The following is a 20,091-nucleotide window of genomic DNA, read 5'->3' as shown; positions in this document are numbered from 1 at the left end:
CGTGGCCGACCTCGTGCGTGGCCATCCGGCGACGGGTGCCCGCGTGTGGCAGGTCCGCGTGAGATTACGCCCGGCCGGAAGGCGCGGCAATCAGGAGTTACGCCCCTGGCCCGCTCAGGTGCCGGGCAGGTCGGTGGTATCGAGAGAGAAGGCGGCCGCGGCGCGGCCGATGCGGTCGTTGACCGCGTCCCAGTCGCCGGATCGCGGCGGCTGCTCGACCAGGATGCGCGCATAGGCTTGCCGGTCGAGTTCGCGCAGCAGCGCGTACAGCGCCTGCGCGTAGCGCGCCGGGTCGGCCGGGGCCATGCGCCAGTGCACCTCGGCGGGCAATCCGGCTGGCGCCGGCGCCAGGGCCACGACCGCCTGGCGTACGCCGGCGGGCGCGGCCGCCAGCGCGCGCGGCAACTGCGCGGCGTCGAGCAGCTCCAGCGGCGTGCGCGGCGCGTAATGCGCCTTGAGCGTGCCCGAGGCGCGCGGCGCCGCGGCGTCCGGGCGCGCGACCGGCATGCCCAGCACGGCGGCCACCTGCGCCGCGCTGATATGGCCAGGCCGCAACAGCACCGGGCCCACGCCCTGGTCCAGGCGCGACAGGTCGATGATGGTGGATTCGATGCCGACCTCGGCATCGCCGCCATCGAGCACCGGCATGCCGGCGGCGACTTCGCGCGGGAATTCGGCGCGCACGTGCTCGGCCCGGGTGGGCGACACGTGGCCGAACGTATTGGCCGACGGCGCCGCCACCCCGCCCTGCCCGTTGGGCTTGCCGGCCGCGAAGGCGCGCAGCAGCGCCTGCGCCACCGGGTGCGAAGGGCAACGGATGCCGATGCTGTCCTGGCCGCCGCTGACCGCCGCCCCGATGTGGGGCGCGCGCTTGAGGATGAGCGTCAGCGGCCCGGGCCAGAACGCCTGGATCAACTGGCGCGCCGCCGCGGGCACGTCGCTGGCCCAGTAATCGACATCGCCTTCGGGAGCGATGTGGACGATGACCGGATGATTCGACGGCCGGCCCTTGGCGGCGTAGATGCGCGCCACCGCCTGCGGATTCTCGGCGTCGGCGCCCAGGCCATACACGGTTTCGGTGGGAAAGGCCGCCAGTTCGCCGGCCAGCAGGCAGGCGGCGGCGTGGGCGACGGCGGGATCGGCGGCGTTCATGGGGGCGGGAATCAATGCGTCAGAACGGCGCGGCCATGCCCAGCGCGCGCGCCACGCGCGCCGCGTCGTCGCGCGCCTGCTCGGGCGTGGCGGCCACGATGGTCACGTGCCCCATCTTGCGGCCGCGGCGCGCCTCGCGCTTGCCGTACAGGTGCAGCTTGGCGCTGGGCACCGCCAGCGCGGCGGACCAGTCGGGTTCGCGCGGCGCATGCGCGCCCGGCTCGAACCACGCGTCGCCCAGGATATTGAGCATCACGGCCGGCGCCAGCAGATCGGCGCTGCCCAACGGCAGCCCGGCCATGACGCGGGCCTGCTGCTCGAACTGGCTGGTGACGCAGGCGTCGATGGTGTAGTGGCCGCTGTTGTGCGGCCGCGGCGCGATTTCGTTGACCACCAGCCGGCCGTCGCCCAGCACGAAGAACTCCACGCACAGCACGCCGTGGTAGCCCAGGCCCTGCGCGATGGCCTGCGCCGCCTGCGTGGCCTGGACCTGGCGCGCCGCGTGGCTGGCGTCGGCCGAGCCCGGCGTCACGGACGACACCGCCAGGATGCCGTCGCGATGCACGTTGCGGGCGATCGGGAAGACCATGCTGGCGCCGTCGAAGCCGCGCGCGATCACCACCGATATTTCGTACTCCAGCGGCAGCAGCGCTTCCAGCACACAGGGGACGCCGCCGAACTCGTCGAACGCGGCCAGCGCCTCTTCGCGGCTGGCGATGCGCGCCTGGCCCTTGCCGTCGTAGCCCAGACGCGCCACCTTGAGGATGCCCGGAAACAGCGCCTGGGGCGCGGCCAGCAGATCGTCGCGGGCGCGGATCGCTGCGTGCGGGGCGACCTCGATGCCCTGGCCGGCGATGAAGGTTTTCTCGGCGATGCGGTCCTGCACCACGGCCACCGCGTCGGCCGCAGGGCTGACACGGCAGCGCGCCGCCAGCGCGCGCAGGCTGTCGGCCGGCACGTTCTCGAATTCGGTGGTCACCGCGCGGCAGCGGCCGGCCAGGCGCGCCAGGCCGTCGGCGTCGTCGTAGGCGGCCTGGATATGCAGATCGGCCACCATGCCGGCCGGGCACTCGTCGGCCGGGTCGAGCACGGCGACCTTGTAGCCCAGGCTCTGGGCGGCATGACAGAACATGCGGCCCAGCTGGCCGCCGCCCAACAGGCCCAGCCAGTCGCCGGGAGCAATGGGATCGAACGTGGAGGATTGCGTCATGGTCAGGCTTCGGGAGGCACTTTCATGGCGCGCGCCGCATCGGTCTGCCGCGCGCGGAACGCGACCAGCCGGGCGTGCAGGGCGTCGTCGGTGGTGGCCAGCGTGGCGATGGCATGCAGCGCCGCGTTGGCCGCGCCGGACTCGCCGATGGCAAAGGTGGCCACCGGCACGCCCTTGGGCATCTGCACGATGGAAAGCAGCGAGTCCTCGCCGCGCAGATACCTGGACGGAACCGGCACGCCGAATACCGGCACCTCGGTCAGCGCGGCCATCATGCCAGGCAGGTGGGCCGCGCCGCCGGCGCCGGCAATGATGGCGCGCAAGCCGCGCGCGCGCGCCGCCGCGCCATACTCGGCCATGTCCTGCGGCATGCGGTGCGCCGAAATCACGCGCGCCTCGTGCGCCACGCCGAAGTCCTGCAGCATGGCCACGGCGTGTTTCATGACCTCCCAGTCGCTGGAAGATCCCATGATCACGCCCACCAGGGGCGCGCCCGATGCGCTAGAGTTGCTCGTCATAACCGGTATGTAGATAGGGATGGAAAGACGGCCCGCCAGGCGGCCGCGAATCGGCTATTTTACCGTGCCGCGGCAGGCGCCTGCCGGCATGGCCATCCCCGCGCCCACGGGCGGCCGCACGCAGCCGCGCGGGACCGTGATCGCGCGCTACAGGACGGTGCCGGCGGCGTTGGCCAGCACCGCCACCAGGAACAGGCCCATCACCAGCGCGCCGGGCAGCGCCACCGGCTTTTTCAGGGCGTTGTCGCCCCACTTGCGGTCGGCCGCCAGCATCAGGGTGCAGTACACCAGCATGGCGCCGAACAGCAGGAAGGCCCAGCCCTGCCAGGGCGGCGCCGCCGCGCCGGCCTCCGGCGACAGCAATTGCCAGCCCGCCGCCGCCAGCCCGCCCAGCGCGGGCGCCAGCACCATGGCGTAATGCAGCGGCGACGGCCCCATGCGCACGTTCAGCAGCAGGCCGACGCCGATCAGCACCAGCGCCGCGCGCTGCAGCAGGCACAGCGGACAAGGCGCCTGCCCGTCGAGCCACTGCCAGGCCAGCGCCGACAGCAGCAGCAGGCTGACCGCCAGCAGGACCAGGGTATTGACGATGCGGGAGCCGCGGCCGGGATTGCGCAGGAAGATCATGGCGGACTCAGAGCGCCAGCGGCAAGGGCACGGGGCCGGTCATGTAGCGATGCGCGCCCACGGCGAACACCGCCAGCGTCACCAGCCAAAGTGCGAAACAGGGCCGCCGCTTGCCCAGGATGCCGAACCAGACGGCCAGTGCTCCGCTCAGAAATGGCAACATCATGAGCATTTCATCGCTCCCCTCGCGTTTGCCTTTATGGGATGAAGGGCGAGTATAACGTAACAATACGAAATAATTCATGATAAATCCGTAGCAAGGCTCAATCCGCACGGACTTCCTCCAGCAGCTCCGGATGGCGATCCAGCAGCCTGAGCAGCTTCACCAGCGCCAGCGGCGGGCGTTGGCCAGGCGGTCGAAAGCCAGCATGGCCTCGCCCTTGTAGCTGTAAGGCACGTCGCGGGTATCGCGCGCCAGCGCGGCCGCCCCGCATCCGGGACGCTTCATGGTCGCAACGACTTGAACGACACGACCAGCACGCCGCCGGAGACCGTCCGCTTCAGGTAGACGGCGCCCATCACTGCCATTGGGCAATAGACGTCCTGCCAAATGCGATGGTCGGCATGGGTAGTCATGCTTTTGTGGAACCCCCGCGGTGTCGGCGCCGGCACGATGTCGATCACACGCCTCCAATGAAAAAAGCCCGCGCGCCCCGAAGGGCGGCGGGCCTGGACGGCGCCGGCAGGGCTCAGGCGAGCAGGCGGTCGAGCGCTTCGCGGTACTTGGCGGCGGTCTTTTCCAGCACGTCGCGCGGCAGGCGCGGCGCGGGCGGGGTCTTGTCCCAGGGCTGGGTTTCCAGCCAGTCGCGCACGAACTGCTTGTCGAACGAAGGCGGGCTGATGCCCACCCGGTAGCCGTCGGCCGGCCAGAAGCGCGACGAGTCGGGCGTGAGCACTTCGTCCATCAGGTGCAGCGTACCGTTGTCGTCCAGCCCGAATTCGAACTTGGTGTCGGCAATGATGATGCCCTTGGTGGCGGCAAAGCGCGCCGCCTCGCCGTACAGGCGCAGCGTCACGTCGCGGATGCGCTCGGCCATTTCCTGGCCGACTTCCTTGACCACATGGGCGAAGTCGACGTTCTCGTCGTGCATCCCGAACTCGGCCTTGGCCGCCGGCGTGAAAATCGGCTCGGGCAATTGGCTGGCCTGCTGCAGGCCGGCGGGCAGCGCGATGCCGCACACCGAGCCGCTGGCCTGGTAGTCCTTCCAGCCCGAGCCGATCAGGTAGCCGCGCGCCACCGCCTCGACCAGGATGGGCTTGAGGCGCTTGACCACCACGGCGCGGCCGCGCACCTGGTCGACCTCGTCGGGCGCCACCACGTCCTCGGGCTGGATGCCGGTGGAGTGGTTGGGCAGGATATGGGCCAGCTTGCGCAGCCAGAAGTCGGTCAGCTCGGTGAGCACCTGGCCCTTGCCGGGGATGGGATCATCGAGGATGACGTCGAACGCCGAAATGCGGTCGGACGCCACGATCAGCAGCTTGTCGTCGCCCACGGCGTACATATCGCGCACCTTGCCGCGCCCCAGGAGCGGCAGGGACTTGATGCTGGATTCATGCAAAGCGGAAGTCACGGGATGGCCTATGGCAAAAATAAAACTTCCCGCCCGCGCGAGGCTGGGCAGGAAGCGTCGATGACGGGCGTGCCGCGGCGGCTCGCGAGGCAGCCAGGGCCGCGGGCGCGGCACGCGCAGGCGTTAGGTTACTGCAAATGGCCCCGCCCTGTCCGGCCGCCCTCGACGCAAACGGCCGGGACAGGTAGCCTCGGGGCATCCCTGCCAAACGGAGAGTCCGATCCCATGAGCCCTGCCCCCGCCGCCGGCACGCCGGCCGACATCCATACCTATACCGGCGGCTGCCTGTGCCAGGCAGTGCGTTTCCGCGCCACCGGCCCGCTGCTGGCCGCCGCCACCTGTCATTGCCGCGAATGCCAGTACCTGAGCGGCGGCGCGCTGCGCCTCGAACGGGGCGCCCCGCGCGAGTACCATTACCGCAGCGCGGCGGGACGCCGGGTCATGCGCAGCTTCTGCGCCGACTGCGGCACGCCGCTGTTCGGCCATACCGAAGACGCCGGCTACACCGTGGTGCGGGCCGGCGCGCTGGACGAACCGGCGCGCTTTGCCAACCAGCTCACGGTCTGGACCGCCTCGGCGCCGCCCTGGCACGCCATCGACACCGCCCACCCGCACTTCGCGGGCAATGCGCCGTCATAGCGCGAGGCCATGAAAAAACCGGACGCGCGAGCGTCCGGTTTTTTCATGCGGGCGGGCGGCGCCGGGCGCCGCGCCGGTCGCCGCCTTACTGCACAACCTGGGCCAGCTTGCCGGCGGCGTATTGCTGCGCCATGTCGGCCAGCGGCAGCGGCTTGATCTTGCTGGCGTTGCCGGCGGTGCCGAACTGCGTGTAGCGCTGCACGCAGATCGCCTTGGCAGCGGCACGGGCCGGCTTGAGGTATTCGCGCGGATCGAACTTGCTCGGGTTCTCGGCGAAGAAGCAGCGGATCGCGCCGGTCATGGCCAGGCGGATGTCGGTATCGATGTTGATCTTGCGCACGCCGAACTTGATAGCTTCCTGGATTTCCTCGACCGGCACGCCGTAGGTTTCCTTCATGTCGCCGCCGAATTCGCGGATCTCGGCCAGCAGGTCCTGCGGCACGCTGGAGCTGCCGTGCATCACCAGGTGGGTGTTGGGCAGGCGGGCGTGGATTTCCTTGATGCGCGCGATCGACAGGATGTCGCCGGTGGGCTTGCGGGTGAACTTGTAGGCGCCGTGGCTGGTGCCGATGGCGATGGCCAGCGCGTCGAGCTGGGTGCGGCGCACGAAATCGGCGGCCTGCTCGGGGTCGGTCAGCAGCTGTTCCATGGTCAGCTTGCCGTCGGCGCCGTGGCCGTCTTCCTTGTCGCCCTGCATGGTTTCCAGCGAGCCCAGGCAGCCCAGTTCGCCTTCGACCGTCACGCCCAGCTTGTGGGCCATGTCCACCACTTTCTTGGTGACGTCGACGTTGTAGTCGTAGTCGGCAATGGTCTTGCCGTCTTCTTTCAGCGAGCCGTCCATCATCACGCTGGAAAAGCCCAGGTCGATGGCGCCCTGGCACACCGCGGGCGACTGGCCGTGGTCCTGGTGCATGACGACCGGAATGTGGGGGTACGACTCGACGGCGGCCTGGATGAGGTATTTCAGGAAGCCTTCGCCGGCGTATTTGCGGGCGCCGGCCGAGGCCTGCATGATCACCGGGCTGTCGGTCTCGGCGGCGGCTTCCATGATGGCCTGGACCTGCTCCAGGTTGTTGACGTTGAAAGCGGGAATGCCGTAGCCGTGCTCGGCGGCGTGGTCGAGCAATTGGCGCATGGAAACTAGGGCCATGGGGAGACCTCCTGAGGTACTTTATTGATGGATTGGTTAAAGCCTGCTGAACCACATGATTTTACGGGGGATTGAAAGAAAGGTCTTGCAACGCCTGCGCCGGCTTCCCCCGGAAGACCGTTACATCCCTTCGCAATCAGCGCGCAACGCGGCGCCGGTCCCGTTCCCGCGGGCCCTAGACGCAGCCGAGCCGATAATGCGGTGGCGGCGGCAGGACGATTTCGATCGGGTCGCCGGCGCGTACGTCGCCGCCGGCCTCCACCACCGCCATGATGCCGGCCTTGCGCACCAGCCCGCCGGCGGCGTCGCGCTCCAGCACGGCGGCCATCAGGCCGCGCTGGTAGCGGTCCAATTGTGCGCACGGATTGCGCAGGCCGGTGATGCGCACGATGGCCTGGCCGCCCAGGTACAACAGGCTGTCGCGCGGCAGGTCCAGCAGGTCGATGCCGCGCGTGGTGATGTTCTCGCCCAGGGTGCCCTCGGCGACGTTGAAACCGGCCTGCTGCAGCGCGTCGTGCAGCTCGCCATGGATCAGGTGCACCTGCCGCAGATTGGGCTGGCCGGGATCGGCGCGCACGCGGGAACGGTGCCGCACCATCACGCCCTGGTGCGCGTCGCCCGCCACGCCCAGGCCGGCCACCAGGGTGATGGCCTCGCGCACGGGCTTGCTGAACGTATGGCCGGGGCTGCTGCACACGGCGGTCACGATGGCTGTCATGGGGCCCCCTCGTACGGATGAACGCAACGGCCGGTGCGCCGCCCCCACATGGTAGCCGCTTGCGCGGCCGACCGGGCCGGATACCATCCCCCCGCTGTGCGGCGCCGCATAGAGAAAATGAATGGGACAGCGGAATCGCCCACGCTCACAATATTGCGACTATTTCGCGTCGCGCCCGCCGCCCGGCGAGGCGCCCAGGCAACCATGCCCCCGACCTTGCCGCCGAGGACAGCGATGGACGCCAAACCAGCCGCCGCGGCCGCCGCGCAAACCGAAGACCGGCTGCTGCACGTGCTCTACGGCACCTTGAACGATGACACGCAATGGCAGCAAGTGCTGGCGGCGCTATGCCGCCGCTTCGCCACGCGCGCCGCCGCCCTGGCCCACTACGATTTCGATGCCGGCGCCGGCCGCATTCTCTACCAGGCGCCGGCCGATGGCCCGCTGCAGGCCATCTACGACCAGGGCCGCCCGATCAACCCCTGGTTCCTGTCCAAGGCGCCCTACCTGCCCGGGCGCATCCTGGACAGCCCGGAACTGATCGCGCCCGAGGACTTCCTGCAGACGGATTTCTACCGCGAGATCCTGCGGCCGCACGGCCTGTTCCATCGCCTGTGCGGGGTGCTGGCGCGCCAGCGCAACCATGTCTGGTATCTGGTCCTGCATCGCCGCAAGGAGCAGATGCCGTTCGACAGCGCCGACCGCGCGCGCCTGCGCACGCTGATGCCGCACCTGATGACGGTATTCGAGGTGCGCACGCGCTGCGCCGCGCAGGTCCGGCTGGCCGGCCTGCTCGCGCGCATCGTCCAGGCCTACCTGCCGCCGGTGCTGGTGCTGGATCGCGATGGCGCCGTGCTGCACGGCGAAATCGCGGCGGACGCCCTGCCGGCGCAACTGCGGCTGGTCGATGGCCGGCTGGCCACCCGCGATGCCGCGCTGCAAAAGGCGCTACGCGACCGCATCCGCCGTATGGCCGAGGCCGCGCAGGCCGGCAAGCCTGGCCGCGCCAGCCTGGCGCTGGACGAGGCCGATGGCGCCGCCCCCATCCAGCTGACCTTGTGCGCGCTCGGCCCGGACACCAATGCCCAGGGCGGCCAGGCCGGCGCCCTGGTCGGCCTGCTGATCAGCGATCCAGGCCAGGACGCCCGCCAGGCCATGCGCCGGTTCGCCGATCATTTCGCGCTCAGTCCGGCCGAGGAAAAGGTCAGCGCCCTGATCCTGCAAGGCATGACCCCGGCGCGGGTGGCGCGCTCGCTGCACATCTCCGAACACACCGTGCGCAGCCATCTCAAGCAGATCTTCCGCAAGACCAACACCCACCGCCAGGCCGAGCTGATGAGCCTGCGCGAGCGCGCCGACTACTGAAACCGGGTACACGCGCCTCACCCAGGCAGGGGAGCGCCGCTGCCTCGCTCAGGCGATCTGTAATTCCCTCGCGCAAAGGCTGTGCCCTGCCCGGCGTGTCCCTAACATGGCAGGAAACCGGCCACGATGCACGCGCCGGCCGCGCCCGTCCGCGGGCGACCACCAGGAGACAAGGCCATGGCACAAACCGCATTTCATGTCGAATTCAACAAGGCGCCGGAAGACCAGGCGACCAAGACCCACAACCGCTGGCACCCGGATATTCCCATGGTCGAATGGTTCAATCCGGGCGACGAGTTCCGCGTCGAATGCTACGACTGGACCGGCGGGCAGATCAGCAACGACGACAGCGCCAACGACGTACGCGACGTCGACCTCACGCGCGTGCACTACCTGAGCGGGCCGTTCGGGGTCAAGGGCGCCGAGCCGGGCGACCTGCTGGTGGTCGACCTGCTGGTGGTCGACCTGCTGGACGTCGGCGCGCTGCCGGAGTCGGCCTGGGGCTTTACCGGCATTTTCGCGCGCGAGAACGGCGGCGGCTTCCTGTGCGAGCACTTCCCCGACGCGCGCAAGGCGTGCTGGGACTTCCATGGCATCTACACCACCTCGCGCCACGTGCCCAACGTGCGCTGGCCGGGCATCATCCATCCGGGGCTGATCGGCTGCCTGCCCGACCGGGCGTTGCTGGAGCGCGCCAACAAGCGCGAAGCGGCGCTGCTGGCGACCGACCCGAACCGCGTGCCGCCGCTGCTGGCGCCGCCCTATGCCGACACCGCGCTGATGGGCCAGATGAACGGCGAGGCCGCCCGCAAGGCCGGCGCCGAGGCGTGGCGCACGGTGCCGCCGCGCGAACACGGCGGCAACTGCGACATCAAGAACCTGTCGCGCGGATCGCGCGTGTACTTCCCGGTGTACGTCAAGGGCGGCGGCCTGTCGATGGGCGACATCCACTGGTCGCAAGGCGACGGCGAGATCACGTTCTGCGGCGCCATCGAAATGGCGGGCTTTCTCGATATACGGGTCGACCTGATCAAGGACGGCATCAACAAGTACGGCATCGTCAACCCGATATTCAAGCCCAGCCCGATCGAGCCGCACTTCACCGAATACCTCGTGTTCGAGGGCATCTCGGTCGACGAGCATACCGGCGAGCAGTACTACCTGGACGCCCACGTGGCGTACCGGCGCGCCTGCCTGAACGCCATCGAATACCTGAAGAAGTTCGGCTACACCGGCGAGCAGGCCTACATCATCCTGGGCACGGCCCCGGTCGAAGGCCGCATCAGCGGCATCGTCGACATCCCCAACGCATGCTGCACGCTGGCCATTCCGACCGAGATCTTCGATTTCGACATCCGGCCCAACGCGGCAGGCCCGTCGGCCAAGGTGGGCAAGGCCAAGGTCGCCGTCACCAGCTGAGGCGCATGACGCACGGCGCGCGCGCGGCCCTGCCGCGGCGCGCGCGAAGGAGCCCTTCATGTTGCTCGGATTGACACTACTGTATGTCGGCGCGGTGCTGTTCCTCAACGGCCTGTGGCTGCTCGAGAAGATCGGCGACAAGGAGATCTGGATCATCAACATTTTCTCGGGCGCCCTGACCTTGCTGGTGTCGCTGCGCCTGGCCTTCGGCGAGGACGCCACGCCGCTGTCGGTACGCGCCGCCGCGCTGACGCTGCTGTTCACCTTCACGTATATCTGGGTGGCGCTGAACCGCTACAACGGCGCGGACGGCCGCGGACTGGGCTGGTACAGCCTGTTCGTGGCGCTCACCGCCGTACCGGTGGCGCTGCAGACGCTGGCCGGCGCCACCACGCTGCGGGGATACTGGCTGGGCCTGAACTGGGTGGCCTGGGCGGTGCTGTGGTTCATGTTCTTCCTGCTGCTGGTCAAGAAGCGGCCCATTGCCCGCGCCACCGGCATCCTGACCGTGCTCGAGGGCATCGTGACCGGATGGATTCCCGGCTTCCTGCTGCTCAACGGCATGCTGGCCTGACACCCTATCGAGGAGATCCGCCATGCCCCTGTACGACTACGCATGCCCGCAATGCGGCCCGTTTCGCGCCTGGCGCGCCCTGCGCGAGGCCGGCGGGCCGCTGGCCTGCCCGCAATGCGGCGAGCACGCACCCAAGGCGGTCACCGCGCCGTTCCTGGCCGACATGAATCCGGCCGTGCGCCAGGCGCATGCGCGCAACGAGAAAAGCGCGCACGAGCCGACGGTGGCCAGCCGCCCGGCGCCAGGGCACGACCACGGACACGGGCATGGCCACGCGCCGGTGCCGGCCGGGCTGGGCCCGGGTCCGTGGGTGGTCTCGCCGCACCGGTCCATGGTCGGCCATCACTGAACGCCGCCCGCGCCGCGGCCTGGAGCAGCAAACATGGCCAAGATACTTTGCGTCCTGTACGACGACCCGGTCGGCGGCATGCCGGCCACCTATGCGCGCGACAGCCTGCCGGCAATCGCGCGCTACCCCGGCGGCGCCACGCTGCCCACGCCGTTGGCGCTCGACTTCACGCCGGGCCATCTACTGGGCTGCGTGTCGGGCGAACTGGGCCTGCGCCCTTTCCTGCAGGCGCGCGGCCACACCCTGGTGGTGACTGCGGACAAGGACGGCCCGGGCAGCGTGTTCGAGCGCGAACTGCCCGACGCCGACGTGGTGATCTCGCAGCCGTTCTGGCCAGCCTACCTGACCGCGGCGCGCATCGCCAAGGCCCCGCGCCTGAAGCTGGCCATCACGGCCGGCATAGGCTCGGACCACGTCGACCTGCAGGCCGCCGCGCAACATGGCCTGACCGTCGCCGAGGTGACCTACAGCAACAGCATCAGCGTCTCCGAGCATGTGGTGATGATGGTCCTGGCGCTGGTGCGCAATTACCTGCCCTCGTACCAATGCGTGCTCGACGGCGGCTGGAACATCGCCGATTGCGTGGCGCGCTCGTATGACCTGGAAGGCATGCAGGTGGGCGTGGTGGGCGCGGGCCGCATCGGCAGCGCGGTGCTGCGGCGGCTCAAGCCATTCGACGTGGGGCTGCACTACACCGACCAGCACCGGTTGCCGGCCGCCACCGAACAGGAACTGGGCGCCCGGTACCATCCCGACGCGGCCGCGCTGGCCGGCGCGTGCGACGTGATCTCCCTGCATTGCCCGCTGCACCCGGGCACCGAGCACCTGTTCGACGCCGCCATGCTGGCGCGCATGAAGCGCGGCGCCTATCTCATCAACACCGCGCGCGGCAAGATCTGCGATCGCGACGCGGTGGTCCAGGCCCTGGCCAGCGGCCAGTTGGCCGGCTACGCGGGCGACGTGTGGTTCCCGCAACCGGCCCCTCGTGACCATCCCTGGCGCAGCATGCCGCACCATGGCATGACCCCGCATATCTCGGGCAGCTCGCTGCCGGCGCAGGCCCGCTACGCCGCCGGCACCCGCGAAATTCTCGAATGCTGGCTGGACGGCCGGGCGATCCGCACCGAATACCTGATCGTCGACCAGGGCCGGCTGGCCGGCGCGGGCGCGCATGCCTACACGCCGGGCGACACCACCGCCGGCTCCGAGGACGCCGCCCGGTTCCATCCATAACCCCATCGGACGCCGCGCCGGACCGCCGGGCAACGGGTATATTGGGAATATCCGTCTTTCCGAGACTGCGATCATGCTCAACGGTTCCTGCCTGTGCGGCCGGGTGGCCTACACCGTCGACGGCCCGCTGGCCGATGTGGTCAATTGCCATTGCGCCATGTGCCGCAAGGCCCATGGCGCCGCGTTCCGCACGCGTGCCACGGTGCGGGCCGAGCATTTCGCCTTTGTCCGTGGCGAAGGCGACATCACCTGGTACAGTTCCTCGCCGGGCAGCTACCGCGGTTTCTGCAGCGCCTGCGGCACCCCGCTGCTCAGCCGCTTCGACCAGACGCCCGATGTCTACGCGCTGCCCCTGGGCGCGCTGGACGACGACCCCGGCGTCAAGGCGGCCTGCCACGTCTACGTCGCCCACAAGGCGCCGTGGCACGACATCACCGATGACCTCCCGCGGCATCCCGAGGGCCGCCCCGGGCACTGAATAACGCTGCGCGGGGGCTGGTCATTATTTGACAACCGCGCTACAATAAGTGATTGATTTTTCCGCAAAAGCCGTCGGATTTGCCTTGGCGCAGATCGTTTTCGCCGGCTTTCCTGGGTGCCCAGCCTGTCCTCCCGACAGGGGCGTCGCCCGTCCGCTTCTTCCGGCGACACCCGTATCGCTGCGACCAAGCCGCGCCCCCGAGCGCACACAGCCCTAGCGGCGTGAATACCTGCCTATCGTGCCCCTGCCGGGGCTTCTCGTGGCCCGTACCCGTGCCAGTCGGACCGGCCTGCGCCGCCCGCGCGGGGGCCTTACGCATATGGCGCCCCCCGGCGCCCGCCTTTGACGAGGAGTACCTGATGGCGAAAGAAGAACTGATCGAACTGAATGGCATCGTGGACGAAGTGCTGCCCGACAGCCGCTATCGCGTCAAGCTGGACAACGGCATCGAAGTCGGCGCCTACGCGTCGGGCCGCATGCGCAAGCACCGCATCCGCATCCTGGCCGGCGACCGCGTGACGCTGGAAATGTCCCCCTACGACCTGACCAAGGGCCGTATCAACTTCCGCCACAAGGACGAGCGCTCGGGCCCGCCCAGCCGTCCGCCGCAGCACCGCCGCTGATTTCCCTCGGGCCGTTGCATACCGGCCCGCCTGCCGTCGTGCAGCGAAGCGCCAGACATGAAAAAATGGCGCCATGACGGACAAGCATGAAACCCTGCGAGAAGCCGCCGACCGGCTGAACAGCGCCCGGCGCGCGTTCGGCCTCGGCGAGGACGGCCTGCGCCTGCTGCGCCGCTCGCGCGAGGCGTTCATCAACAGCCTGCGCAACACCGGCCTCACCTACGCCCAGGCCCAGGTCAAGTACGACAACTGCCTGGACGAGCAGCAGCAATTGCACCAGCAGGCCATCCACGAACTGCAATACGCCGAACGCCTGCACCGCCAGTTGCTGGCCGAGCTGGAGCAGACCGCCTGAGCGGCCCTGCCCGCGCCTAGGGCTTGAACGCCCCGATGAAGATGGCCGGATCGACGCGCGCGTCGTTCAGGCTGATGTTCCAGTGCAGATGCGGCCCCGTGGCGCGCCCGGTGGCGCCCACCTTGCCCACCACCCCGCCGCGCGGCACCTCGTCGCCCACCTTCACGTCGATCTCCGACATGTGGCAGAACATGCTGATGAAGCCCTGCCCGTGGTCGACGAACACCGTCTTGCCGTTGAAGAAGTAATCGCCCACCAGCACGACGCGCCCGGCCGCCGGCGCCTTGATCGGCGTGCCCGCGGCGGCGGCGAAATCCAGCCCAGAATGCGGGTTGCGCTCCTGGCCGTTGAAAAAGCGCCGCAGGCCGAACGGGCTGGACAGCCGGCCCGGCACCGGCCGGTCCAGCAGCACGTTGCTGGGCGTGACGCCGGCCCGGAAGATGCGATAGGCCTGCGTCTGCTCGGCCAGCTCGCGCTCGATGCGCTTGAGGTCGTCCGGATTGGGCGTGACCTGGCGCTGGTTCTTCAGCTTGATGTGCTGGGCCGTGTACGTCTTGGCGCCGATGTCGAACGCGATGCTGCGGGCCGCGCCGCCGGGGCTGCGCACCGAGATCGCCTCGCTGCCGGGCCTGGCCGCCAGCGGAATGCCGACCACGGCGATCCACGGGCCGTCGGCTTCGCGCAGCACCATGACGGGACGGCCGCGGTACGTGACCTCCGGCGCCTGGGCGGCCTGCCCCAGGTCCACCACGGCCACCCCGCCGGGCACCGGCGCGCTCAGCTTGCGGCTGATGTAGCCCTGTGCCTGCGCGCCCTGGGCGGCCAGCAGGGCCAGCGCCAGCCAGGCGCCGCGCCACAGGCGGGCGGCCGCGCTCACAGGCACAGGTTGGCGGCGTCGACCAGCTGCTGGCCGCTTTGCGGCAGGCGGGTCGACAGGCTTGCGTCGGTCTTGCCCTGCCAGGTGGTGGTGGTCAGCACCGCATCCACGCCCAGGCTGCCGCGCGACACCAGCTCATAGCCGTTGCGGATCTCGCGCTGCTCGACCGGCACGCCCAGCCCCTTCCAGGCCGCGCTGACGCAGGCCGCGTACTCCTGGGCGGAACGCTGGGGCGAGCCGTAGAAGGCCGGCTCGCGGTCACGGATATCCTTCACATTGGCGCAACCGGCCAGCGCCAGGCCCAGGGCCAGCAGTGCAAAACGGGCTTTCATCGAGGCTTCTTCCTGAAAATCTGAAAAACGGCGCGCCCACTATAGCGCACGCCTCATTGCCGGGCGGCGGGCTGGCGCAGCGCCGACTTGGGCCGGAACGCCTTGATCACGGCCGGATCGGTTTCGGCGTACGGCCCGCCGATCAGGTCGATGCAATAGGGCACGGCGGCGAACACGCCCGCCGCCAGCACGGCGCCGTCGGCGTCCTTCAAGCCTTCCAGCGTTTCGCGGATCGCCTTGGGCTGGCCGGGCAGATTGATGATCAGCGCGGCATGACCGGCCGTCTCGCGGATCACCGCCACCTGGCGCGACAGGATGGCGGTGGGCACGAAGCGCAGGCTGATCTGGCGCATCTGCTCGCCGAACCCGGGCATCTCCTTGGTGGCCACGGCCAGGGTCGCTTCCGGCGTGCAGTCGCGCCGCGCCGGGCCGGTGCCGCCGGTGGTCAGCACCAGGTCGCAGCCGCAGCCGTCCACCAGGTCGACCAGCGCGGCCGAAATGGCGGCGGGTTCGTCGGGGATCAGGCGCTCGACGGCCTGCCAGGGCGAAGTCAGGGCCGTGCCCAGCCAGTCGCGCAGCGACGGCAGGCCCTGGTCCTGGTAGACACCGGTGGAAGCGCGATCGGAAATCGACACCAGGCCGATGAGCAGTTCGTCGGGATGGCGGCGGACAAGCGGGGCCGAAGGGGAGGTAGGCGTGGACATGGCGGGCATCGCGGGCGGCGGCGGGGGAACGGAACGGGCCGCGCGGGCCGGGCCGCCGCAGGCCGGCCCCGGGACGGCCGCGCCGGAGGATCTCTCGCGGCATTCTAACGCGCCGCGCGGCGCGCCCGGGGCGGGTCACAAATCTGCAATAATTCCGCCACACGACACCCCTCTCCTGGCTCCCATGCTCCACCTTTTCTCCGGCCTAGACCTCTGGGTAGGTCTCAGCCTCGTCCTGGCGTTGACATTCGTTCTCGCCTTCGAATTCATCAATGGCTTTCACGACACCGCCAACGCGGTGGCCACGGTCATCTACACCAAGGCCATGCCGCCGCACCTGGCCGTCATTCTCTCCGGCATCTTCAACTTCCTCGGCGTGCTGCTGGGCGGGGTGGGCGTGGCCTACGCCATCGTGCACCTGCTGCCGGTCGAACTGCTGATCAACGTCGATACCGGGCGCGGCCTGGCCATGGTCTTCGCCATGCTGTCGGCGGCCATCGCCTGGAACCTGGGCACCTGGTATTTCGGCATCCCGGCCTCCAGCTCGCACACCCTGATCGGCTCCATCCTGGGCGTGGGCATGGCCAATGCCCTGCTGACCGACATCTCGCTGGCCGAAGGCGTGAACTGGGGCAAGGCGATCGATATCGGCCTGTCGCTGGTGGTCTCGCCGGTGGCCGGCTTCATGGTGGCCGGCGGCATCCTGCTGCTGCTCAAGCGCTGGCTGCCGCTGTCGAAAATGCACAAGACGCCCGAGCAGCGCCGCGCCATCGACGCCAAGAAGCACCCGCCCTTCTGGAACCGCCTGGTGCTGGTCCTGTCGGCCATGGGCGTCAGCTTCGTGCACGGCTCCAACGACGGCCAGAAAGGCATCGGGCTGATCATGCTGGTGTTGATCGGCATCGTGCCCGCCAAGTTCGTGCTCGACGTCAACAGCACCACCTACCAGATCGACCGCACCCGCGATGCCGCCAGCCACCTGAGCGCGTTCTACCACCGCAACGAAGCCACGCTGGGCGAGTTCCTGGCCCTGTCGCGCGGCGGCAACGGCGCCGACCTGCCCAAGACGTTCCGCTGCGATCCCAAGCTGACCATGCCCACCATCGCCGCCCTGCAGGACGACCTGCGCGGCGTGACCAACTACGCCGACCTCTCGGCCGACAAGCGCATCGATGTGCGGCGCTACCTGCTGTGCCTGGACGACACGGCCAAGAAGGTCGCGCGGCTGGAAGGCCTGCCGGCGCGCGAGCGCGCCGACCTGCAGCGATTGCGCGGCGATCTCACCGCCACCACCGAATACGCGCCGCTGTGGGTCATCGTGGCGGTGGCGCTGGCGCTGGGCATCGGCACCATGGTGGGCTGGCGCCGCGTGGTGCTGACCGTGGGCGAGAAAATCGGCAAGCAGGGCATGACCTACGCCCAGGGCATGGCGGCCCAGGTCACCGCGGTCGGCGCCATCGGCCTGGCCAATGTGTTCAGCCTGCCGGTCTCGACCACCCACGTGCTGTCGTCCGGCGTGGCCGGCACCATGGTCGCCAACAACAGCGGCCTGCAGGGCGGCACCGTGCGCACCATCCTGATGGCCTGGGTGCTGACGCTGCCGGCCTCGATGCTGCTGTCGGCCGGCCTGTTCTGGGTGGGCACGCTGCTCGCCGCGTAGGCGGCGCGCGCCCGGGCCGCCTACAGGCCCAGCGCCAGCAGCAGGCCGTAACCGGCCAGTCCCAGGATCACCGCCGCGCCGCTGTTGCCCACCAGCCGGGCGGCCACGGCGGTGACCACCAGGCCGCCTATGTAGGCGCCGCGCCCGTCCACGGCCTGCGCGCCGACCAGGTCGGGCACGATCACCGCCGCGGCGATGCCGGCCAGCAGCGACGGCCCCAGCGCCGCGAGCGCCGAACCCTCTTCCGACAGGCGCCGCAACAGGCGGCTGCGCGTCGACAGCATGAACGGCAGCGCGCGCGTGAGATAAGTGATCACCGCCATGGCGGCCACCGCCGCCCAGAAACCGATGCTCTCGCCCGTCATGCGCGCCGCTCCGGACGATGGCACAGGCAGCCCGCGGCGGCCCCGGCCAGGATGGCCAGCGTGGTCTGGCCGACCGCCGCCAGCGCGCCGCCCACCGCCAGCGCGGCCAGCACCGGCCGCCGCATGCCGGGCTGCATGCTCTGGCACACCAGCGCCAGGAATAGCGCCGGCAGCGCAAAACGCATGACCTGCGACAGCACCGGGTAATGGCGCTCCAGCCCTTCGCCCGCATAGACGCCGACCGCGGTGCCGGCGATCCAGGTCGCCCAGGCGCCCAGGCCCAGCGCTGTGATCCAGCGCCCGCGGCTGGCCGGTTCGACCGCGCCGATGCGGTTGAAGGCCGTGGCGAACACCTCGTCGGTCAGCAGGAAGGCGATCCTCAGCCGCTCGCGCAGGGACTCGGGCAGGAAACGCGCCAGCAAGGGGCCGTACAGCAGGTGGCGCGCATTGAGCAGCGAGCACAGCGCCACGACCCACAGCCAGGGCGTGCCGGCCTTGATCGAGGCCAGCAGCAGGAACTGGCTGGCGCCCGCGTAGACGAACACCGAAATCAGGATGACCTGCAAGGGCTGCAGGCCGGCGGCCAGCCCCGCGATGCCGAAGGCCACGGCCACCGGGAAGTAGCCGATCATGACGGGGACGCAGGCCTTCAGGCCGGCGGAAACGGGCGCGCCCGGCGGGCCGGGCGCGTCAATGGGCTTGCTGCGCATGGCATGGGTAGCAAGAGAGTGACGGATTGACGATTGTACGCAGGCCTATGCCGGCGGCTCGCCCAGCGCGCGCAGCCGCGCCTTCAACTGGCGCACTTCCTGGCACAGGTCGAGGATCAGCGCGGCGGCATCCAGCCCGGCACCCATGTCGCGCTCCAGGCGGCGCGCCTCGCGGGCGCGCCGCAGGTCCAGGCTGTAGAAGCGCCATTCGGCAGGCTGGCGGCCACGCGCCGGCACGATGCCCACCTCGACCAGGCGCGCCACCCACTCGACTTCCGCGTCGCAGGCATGGGCCAGTTCCTCGGCGCTCAATGCGCGCGTCTTGCCGATCACGGTCGCCTGGGTCACCACGATTTTGCTCATGTTCAGACTCCCAAATTGCGGCGCGGATCGAACGCCAGGTCTTGCGCCATCTTGCGGTACGCCTCGCGCGCGGCCTCGGAATCGGCCGGCGGCAGCACCAGGTCCAGCACCAGGTACAGATCGCCGGGCGGGTCGCCCGGAATGCCGCGGCCGCGCAGCCGCAGCTTGCGGCCATTGCGCGAGCCGGGCGGCACCGCGACCTCGACCGCGCCGCCCGGCGTGGGGGCCTCGACCTGCGCGCCCAGCGCCGCCTCCCAGGGCGCCACCGGCAGGTTCATGTAGAGATCGCGGCCCTCGGCGCGGTAGCGCGGATGCGGCTTGAAGCGCACCTCCAGGTACAGGTCGCCGTTCTCGGCGCCGCCGTAGCCGGGCATGCCCTGCCCGGCCAGGCGGATGTACTGGCCCTCGCGCACGCCGGCCGGGATGCGCACGCTCAGCGTGCGCGTGCGCACCTGCGGCTGGCCGTGCTCGTCGGGCTGCATGGAACGCAGGCTGATGTCGCGCGTGGCGCCGCGCAGCGCGTCTTCGAGATCGACCTCGATGGCGGCGTGGTGGTCTTCGCCGCGCGCGCGGAAATCCTGCTGCGCGGCGCGGCGGCGCGCCTGGCCGCCGAACAGCGACGAGAAGAAATCGCTGAACTGCTGGTCGCCCTCGCCATCGCGCGCGTAGTGGAACTCGAAGCCCTGGTCCCAGCCTGGCGGCGGCTGGAATCCGCCGTCGAGCGCCACGCCGGCGGCCAGGTTGTCGTAGGCCTGCCGCTTTTCCTGGTTGCCCAGCACGTCGTAGGCTTCGTTGACGTCGCGCATGCGCGTTTCCGCGTCGCTTTCCTTGCTGACGTCAGGATGGTATTTGCGCGCCAGCTTGCGATAGGCGCGCCGGATCTCGTCTTCGGGGGCGTCGCTCTGTACGCCGAGAATCTTGTAGTAGTCCTTGAACTCCATATTCCGGCCTCGTAGGGGATGGGGCGGCCGGGTACGCGTCGCGGCCGGTCGAATAGGTTAAAGATAGGCGCTGGCACCCGTTTTTTCAATGCGCCGGCGCAAAGGCCCCGGATGGGCGCGGCATAATGATCGTTTGCGCGCTGCGCGCCGCGTTC

At 69.8% G+C, this 20,091-nt stretch carries 26 protein-coding genes and 1 pseudogene; 10 read left to right on the top strand and 17 right to left on the bottom strand.

Annotation, left to right across the window (positions count from 1 at the left end; all coding sequences use genetic code 11):
* Nucleotides 1-114: 114 nt before the first annotated feature.
* From LK409_RS03895 to LK409_RS03860, 8 genes and pseudogenes are all read right to left on the bottom strand, one after another.
* Nucleotides 115-1,152, bottom strand: a complete 1,038-nt coding sequence (locus LK409_RS03895; RefSeq protein ID WP_003809529.1) for an L-threonylcarbamoyladenylate synthase — start codon at nt 1,150-1,152, stop codon at nt 115-117.
* 19 nt (nt 1,153-1,171) lie between these two features.
* Nucleotides 1,172-2,362, bottom strand: coding sequence for a 5-(carboxyamino)imidazole ribonucleotide synthase (locus tag LK409_RS03890; RefSeq protein WP_003809527.1), 1,191 nt, complete (start codon nt 2,360-2,362; stop codon nt 1,172-1,174).
* Nucleotides 2,363-2,364: 2 nt separating this feature from the next.
* Nucleotides 2,365-2,880, bottom strand: a complete 516-nt coding sequence (gene purE, locus LK409_RS03885) for a 5-(carboxyamino)imidazole ribonucleotide mutase (protein ID WP_033454360.1) — start codon at nt 2,878-2,880, stop codon at nt 2,365-2,367.
* A gap of 147 nt (nt 2,881-3,027) precedes the next feature.
* The gene (locus LK409_RS03880) at nt 3,028-3,507 is read right to left on the bottom strand and encodes a disulfide bond formation protein B (RefSeq protein WP_003809523.1); all 480 of its coding nucleotides are present in this window, start codon (nt 3,505-3,507) and stop codon (nt 3,028-3,030) included.
* A 7-nt stretch (nt 3,508-3,514) separates the two neighbouring features.
* Complete coding sequence (locus LK409_RS03875; RefSeq protein ID WP_003809519.1) at nt 3,515-3,751, bottom strand: DUF5993 family protein; 237 nt, start codon at nt 3,749-3,751, stop codon at nt 3,515-3,517.
* Between the two features lie 19 nt (nt 3,752-3,770).
* A pseudogene (locus tag LK409_RS03870) lies at nt 3,771-3,955 on the bottom strand (type II toxin-antitoxin system MqsA family antitoxin).
* Nucleotides 3,952-4,200 (bottom strand): type II toxin-antitoxin system MqsR family toxin, encoded by a 249-nt coding sequence (locus LK409_RS22655; protein ID WP_033451334.1) that lies wholly within the window; start codon nt 4,198-4,200, stop codon nt 3,952-3,954. Before LK409_RS22655 ends, LK409_RS03870 begins: the two are co-directional and overlap by 4 nt.
* Nucleotides 4,197-5,078: a phosphoribosylaminoimidazolesuccinocarboxamide synthase gene (locus LK409_RS03860; protein WP_003809513.1), complete on the bottom strand. Its 882-nt coding sequence runs from the start codon at nt 5,076-5,078 to the stop codon at nt 4,197-4,199. The genes LK409_RS22655 and LK409_RS03860 overlap by 4 nt, the downstream gene beginning before the upstream one ends.
* Before the next feature lie 225 nt (nt 5,079-5,303).
* Here LK409_RS03860 and LK409_RS03855 point away from each other — a divergent pair, with 225 nt between their 5' ends.
* On the top strand, nt 5,304-5,717 hold the full coding sequence (locus tag LK409_RS03855) for a GFA family protein (protein ID WP_010927899.1): 414 nt from the start codon (nt 5,304-5,306) through the stop codon (nt 5,715-5,717).
* Nucleotides 5,718-5,802: 85 nt separating this feature from the next.
* Here LK409_RS03855 and fba read toward each other — a convergent pair whose 3' ends face one another.
* Nucleotides 5,803-6,867, bottom strand: a complete 1,065-nt coding sequence (gene fba / locus LK409_RS03850) for a class II fructose-bisphosphate aldolase (protein ID WP_010927898.1) — start codon at nt 6,865-6,867, stop codon at nt 5,803-5,805.
* Between the two features lie 175 nt (nt 6,868-7,042).
* Nucleotides 7,043-7,585 (bottom strand): MOSC domain-containing protein, encoded by a 543-nt coding sequence (locus LK409_RS03845; protein WP_010926149.1) that lies wholly within the window; start codon nt 7,583-7,585, stop codon nt 7,043-7,045.
* 234 nt (nt 7,586-7,819) lie between these two features.
* Between LK409_RS03845 and LK409_RS03840 the strand changes: the two genes are divergently transcribed.
* The 8 genes from LK409_RS03840 to LK409_RS03805 all read left to right on the top strand — a co-directional run bounded on the left by LK409_RS03840 (nt 7,820) and on the right by LK409_RS03805 (nt 13,984).
* Nucleotides 7,820-8,950, top strand: a complete 1,131-nt coding sequence (locus LK409_RS03840; RefSeq protein ID WP_010927897.1) for a helix-turn-helix transcriptional regulator — start codon at nt 7,820-7,822, stop codon at nt 8,948-8,950.
* Between the two features lie 177 nt (nt 8,951-9,127).
* Nucleotides 9,128-10,369: a formamidase gene (gene fmdA / locus LK409_RS03835; RefSeq protein ID WP_010927896.1), complete on the top strand. Its 1,242-nt coding sequence runs from the start codon at nt 9,128-9,130 to the stop codon at nt 10,367-10,369.
* Between the two features lie 58 nt (nt 10,370-10,427).
* The gene (locus LK409_RS03830) at nt 10,428-10,943 is read left to right on the top strand and encodes an AmiS/UreI family transporter (RefSeq protein ID WP_010927895.1); all 516 of its coding nucleotides are present in this window, start codon (nt 10,428-10,430) and stop codon (nt 10,941-10,943) included.
* Nucleotides 10,944-10,965: 22 nt separating this feature from the next.
* Entirely contained in the window at nt 10,966-11,292 is a 327-nt protein-coding gene (locus tag LK409_RS03825) for an FmdB family zinc ribbon protein (protein ID WP_003809492.1), read from the top strand.
* Nucleotides 11,293-11,325: 33 nt separating this feature from the next.
* Entirely contained in the window at nt 11,326-12,525 is a 1,200-nt protein-coding gene (locus tag LK409_RS03820) for an NAD-dependent formate dehydrogenase (RefSeq protein WP_003809490.1), read from the top strand.
* Nucleotides 12,526-12,598: 73 nt separating this feature from the next.
* A complete protein-coding gene (locus LK409_RS03815) occupies nt 12,599-13,003 on the top strand; it encodes a GFA family protein (RefSeq protein WP_003809487.1) in 405 nt (134 codons plus the stop codon).
* A 362-nt stretch (nt 13,004-13,365) separates the two neighbouring features.
* Complete coding sequence (infA, locus tag LK409_RS03810; RefSeq protein WP_003809486.1) at nt 13,366-13,629, top strand: translation initiation factor IF-1; 264 nt, start codon at nt 13,366-13,368, stop codon at nt 13,627-13,629.
* Between the two features lie 73 nt (nt 13,630-13,702).
* Complete coding sequence (locus LK409_RS03805; protein ID WP_003809483.1) at nt 13,703-13,984, top strand: hypothetical protein; 282 nt, start codon at nt 13,703-13,705, stop codon at nt 13,982-13,984.
* 16 nt (nt 13,985-14,000) lie between these two features.
* On the opposite strand, the gene LK409_RS03800 is transcribed toward LK409_RS03805, so the two are convergent.
* From LK409_RS03800 to mog, 3 genes are read right to left on the bottom strand one after another with little or no spacing between them, the layout of a single operon-like run.
* Nucleotides 14,001-14,861, bottom strand: a complete 861-nt coding sequence (locus tag LK409_RS03800; RefSeq protein ID WP_003809481.1) for a M23 family metallopeptidase — start codon at nt 14,859-14,861, stop codon at nt 14,001-14,003.
* Nucleotides 14,858-15,193, bottom strand: a complete 336-nt coding sequence (locus LK409_RS03795; RefSeq protein WP_003809479.1) for a hypothetical protein — start codon at nt 15,191-15,193, stop codon at nt 14,858-14,860. The genes LK409_RS03800 and LK409_RS03795 overlap by 4 nt, the downstream gene beginning before the upstream one ends.
* A 53-nt stretch (nt 15,194-15,246) precedes the next feature.
* Nucleotides 15,247-15,897, bottom strand: a complete 651-nt coding sequence (gene mog / locus LK409_RS03790; RefSeq protein ID WP_010926148.1) for a molybdopterin adenylyltransferase — start codon at nt 15,895-15,897, stop codon at nt 15,247-15,249.
* Between the two features lie 184 nt (nt 15,898-16,081).
* On the opposite strand from mog, the gene LK409_RS03785 reads away from it, so the two are divergent.
* Nucleotides 16,082-17,557: an inorganic phosphate transporter gene (locus LK409_RS03785; protein ID WP_003809474.1), complete on the top strand. Its 1,476-nt coding sequence runs from the start codon at nt 16,082-16,084 to the stop codon at nt 17,555-17,557.
* Between the two features lie 20 nt (nt 17,558-17,577).
* Here LK409_RS03785 and LK409_RS03780 read toward each other — a convergent pair whose 3' ends face one another.
* Genes LK409_RS03780 through LK409_RS03765 form a run of 4 tightly spaced genes read right to left on the bottom strand, consistent with a single transcriptional unit; the run spans nt 17,578 to nt 19,936 of the window.
* Nucleotides 17,578-17,922 carry an AzlD domain-containing protein gene (locus LK409_RS03780; RefSeq protein ID WP_003809472.1) on the bottom strand — a complete coding sequence of 115 codons (345 nt, stop codon included), beginning with the start codon at nt 17,920-17,922 and terminating at the stop codon, nt 17,578-17,580.
* Nucleotides 17,919-18,632: an AzlC family ABC transporter permease gene (locus tag LK409_RS03775; RefSeq protein ID WP_010926147.1), complete on the bottom strand. Its 714-nt coding sequence runs from the start codon at nt 18,630-18,632 to the stop codon at nt 17,919-17,921. Before LK409_RS03775 ends, LK409_RS03780 begins: the two co-directional genes overlap by 4 nt.
* Nucleotides 18,633-18,677: 45 nt before the next feature.
* Nucleotides 18,678-18,995, bottom strand: a complete 318-nt coding sequence (locus LK409_RS03770; protein ID WP_003809467.1) for a chaperone modulator CbpM — start codon at nt 18,993-18,995, stop codon at nt 18,678-18,680.
* Between the two features lie 2 nt (nt 18,996-18,997).
* On the bottom strand, nt 18,998-19,936 hold the full coding sequence (locus LK409_RS03765; RefSeq protein WP_010927891.1) for a DnaJ C-terminal domain-containing protein: 939 nt from the start codon (nt 19,934-19,936) through the stop codon (nt 18,998-19,000).
* Nucleotides 19,937-20,091: the final 155 nt, after the last annotated feature.

Origin of the sequence: Bordetella parapertussis (genome assembly GCF_020735925.1) — a bacterium.
Lineage (GTDB): Bacteria > Pseudomonadota > Gammaproteobacteria > Burkholderiales > Burkholderiaceae_B > Bordetella > Bordetella pertussis.
This window is presented reverse-complemented; position numbering and strand designations above follow the sequence as displayed.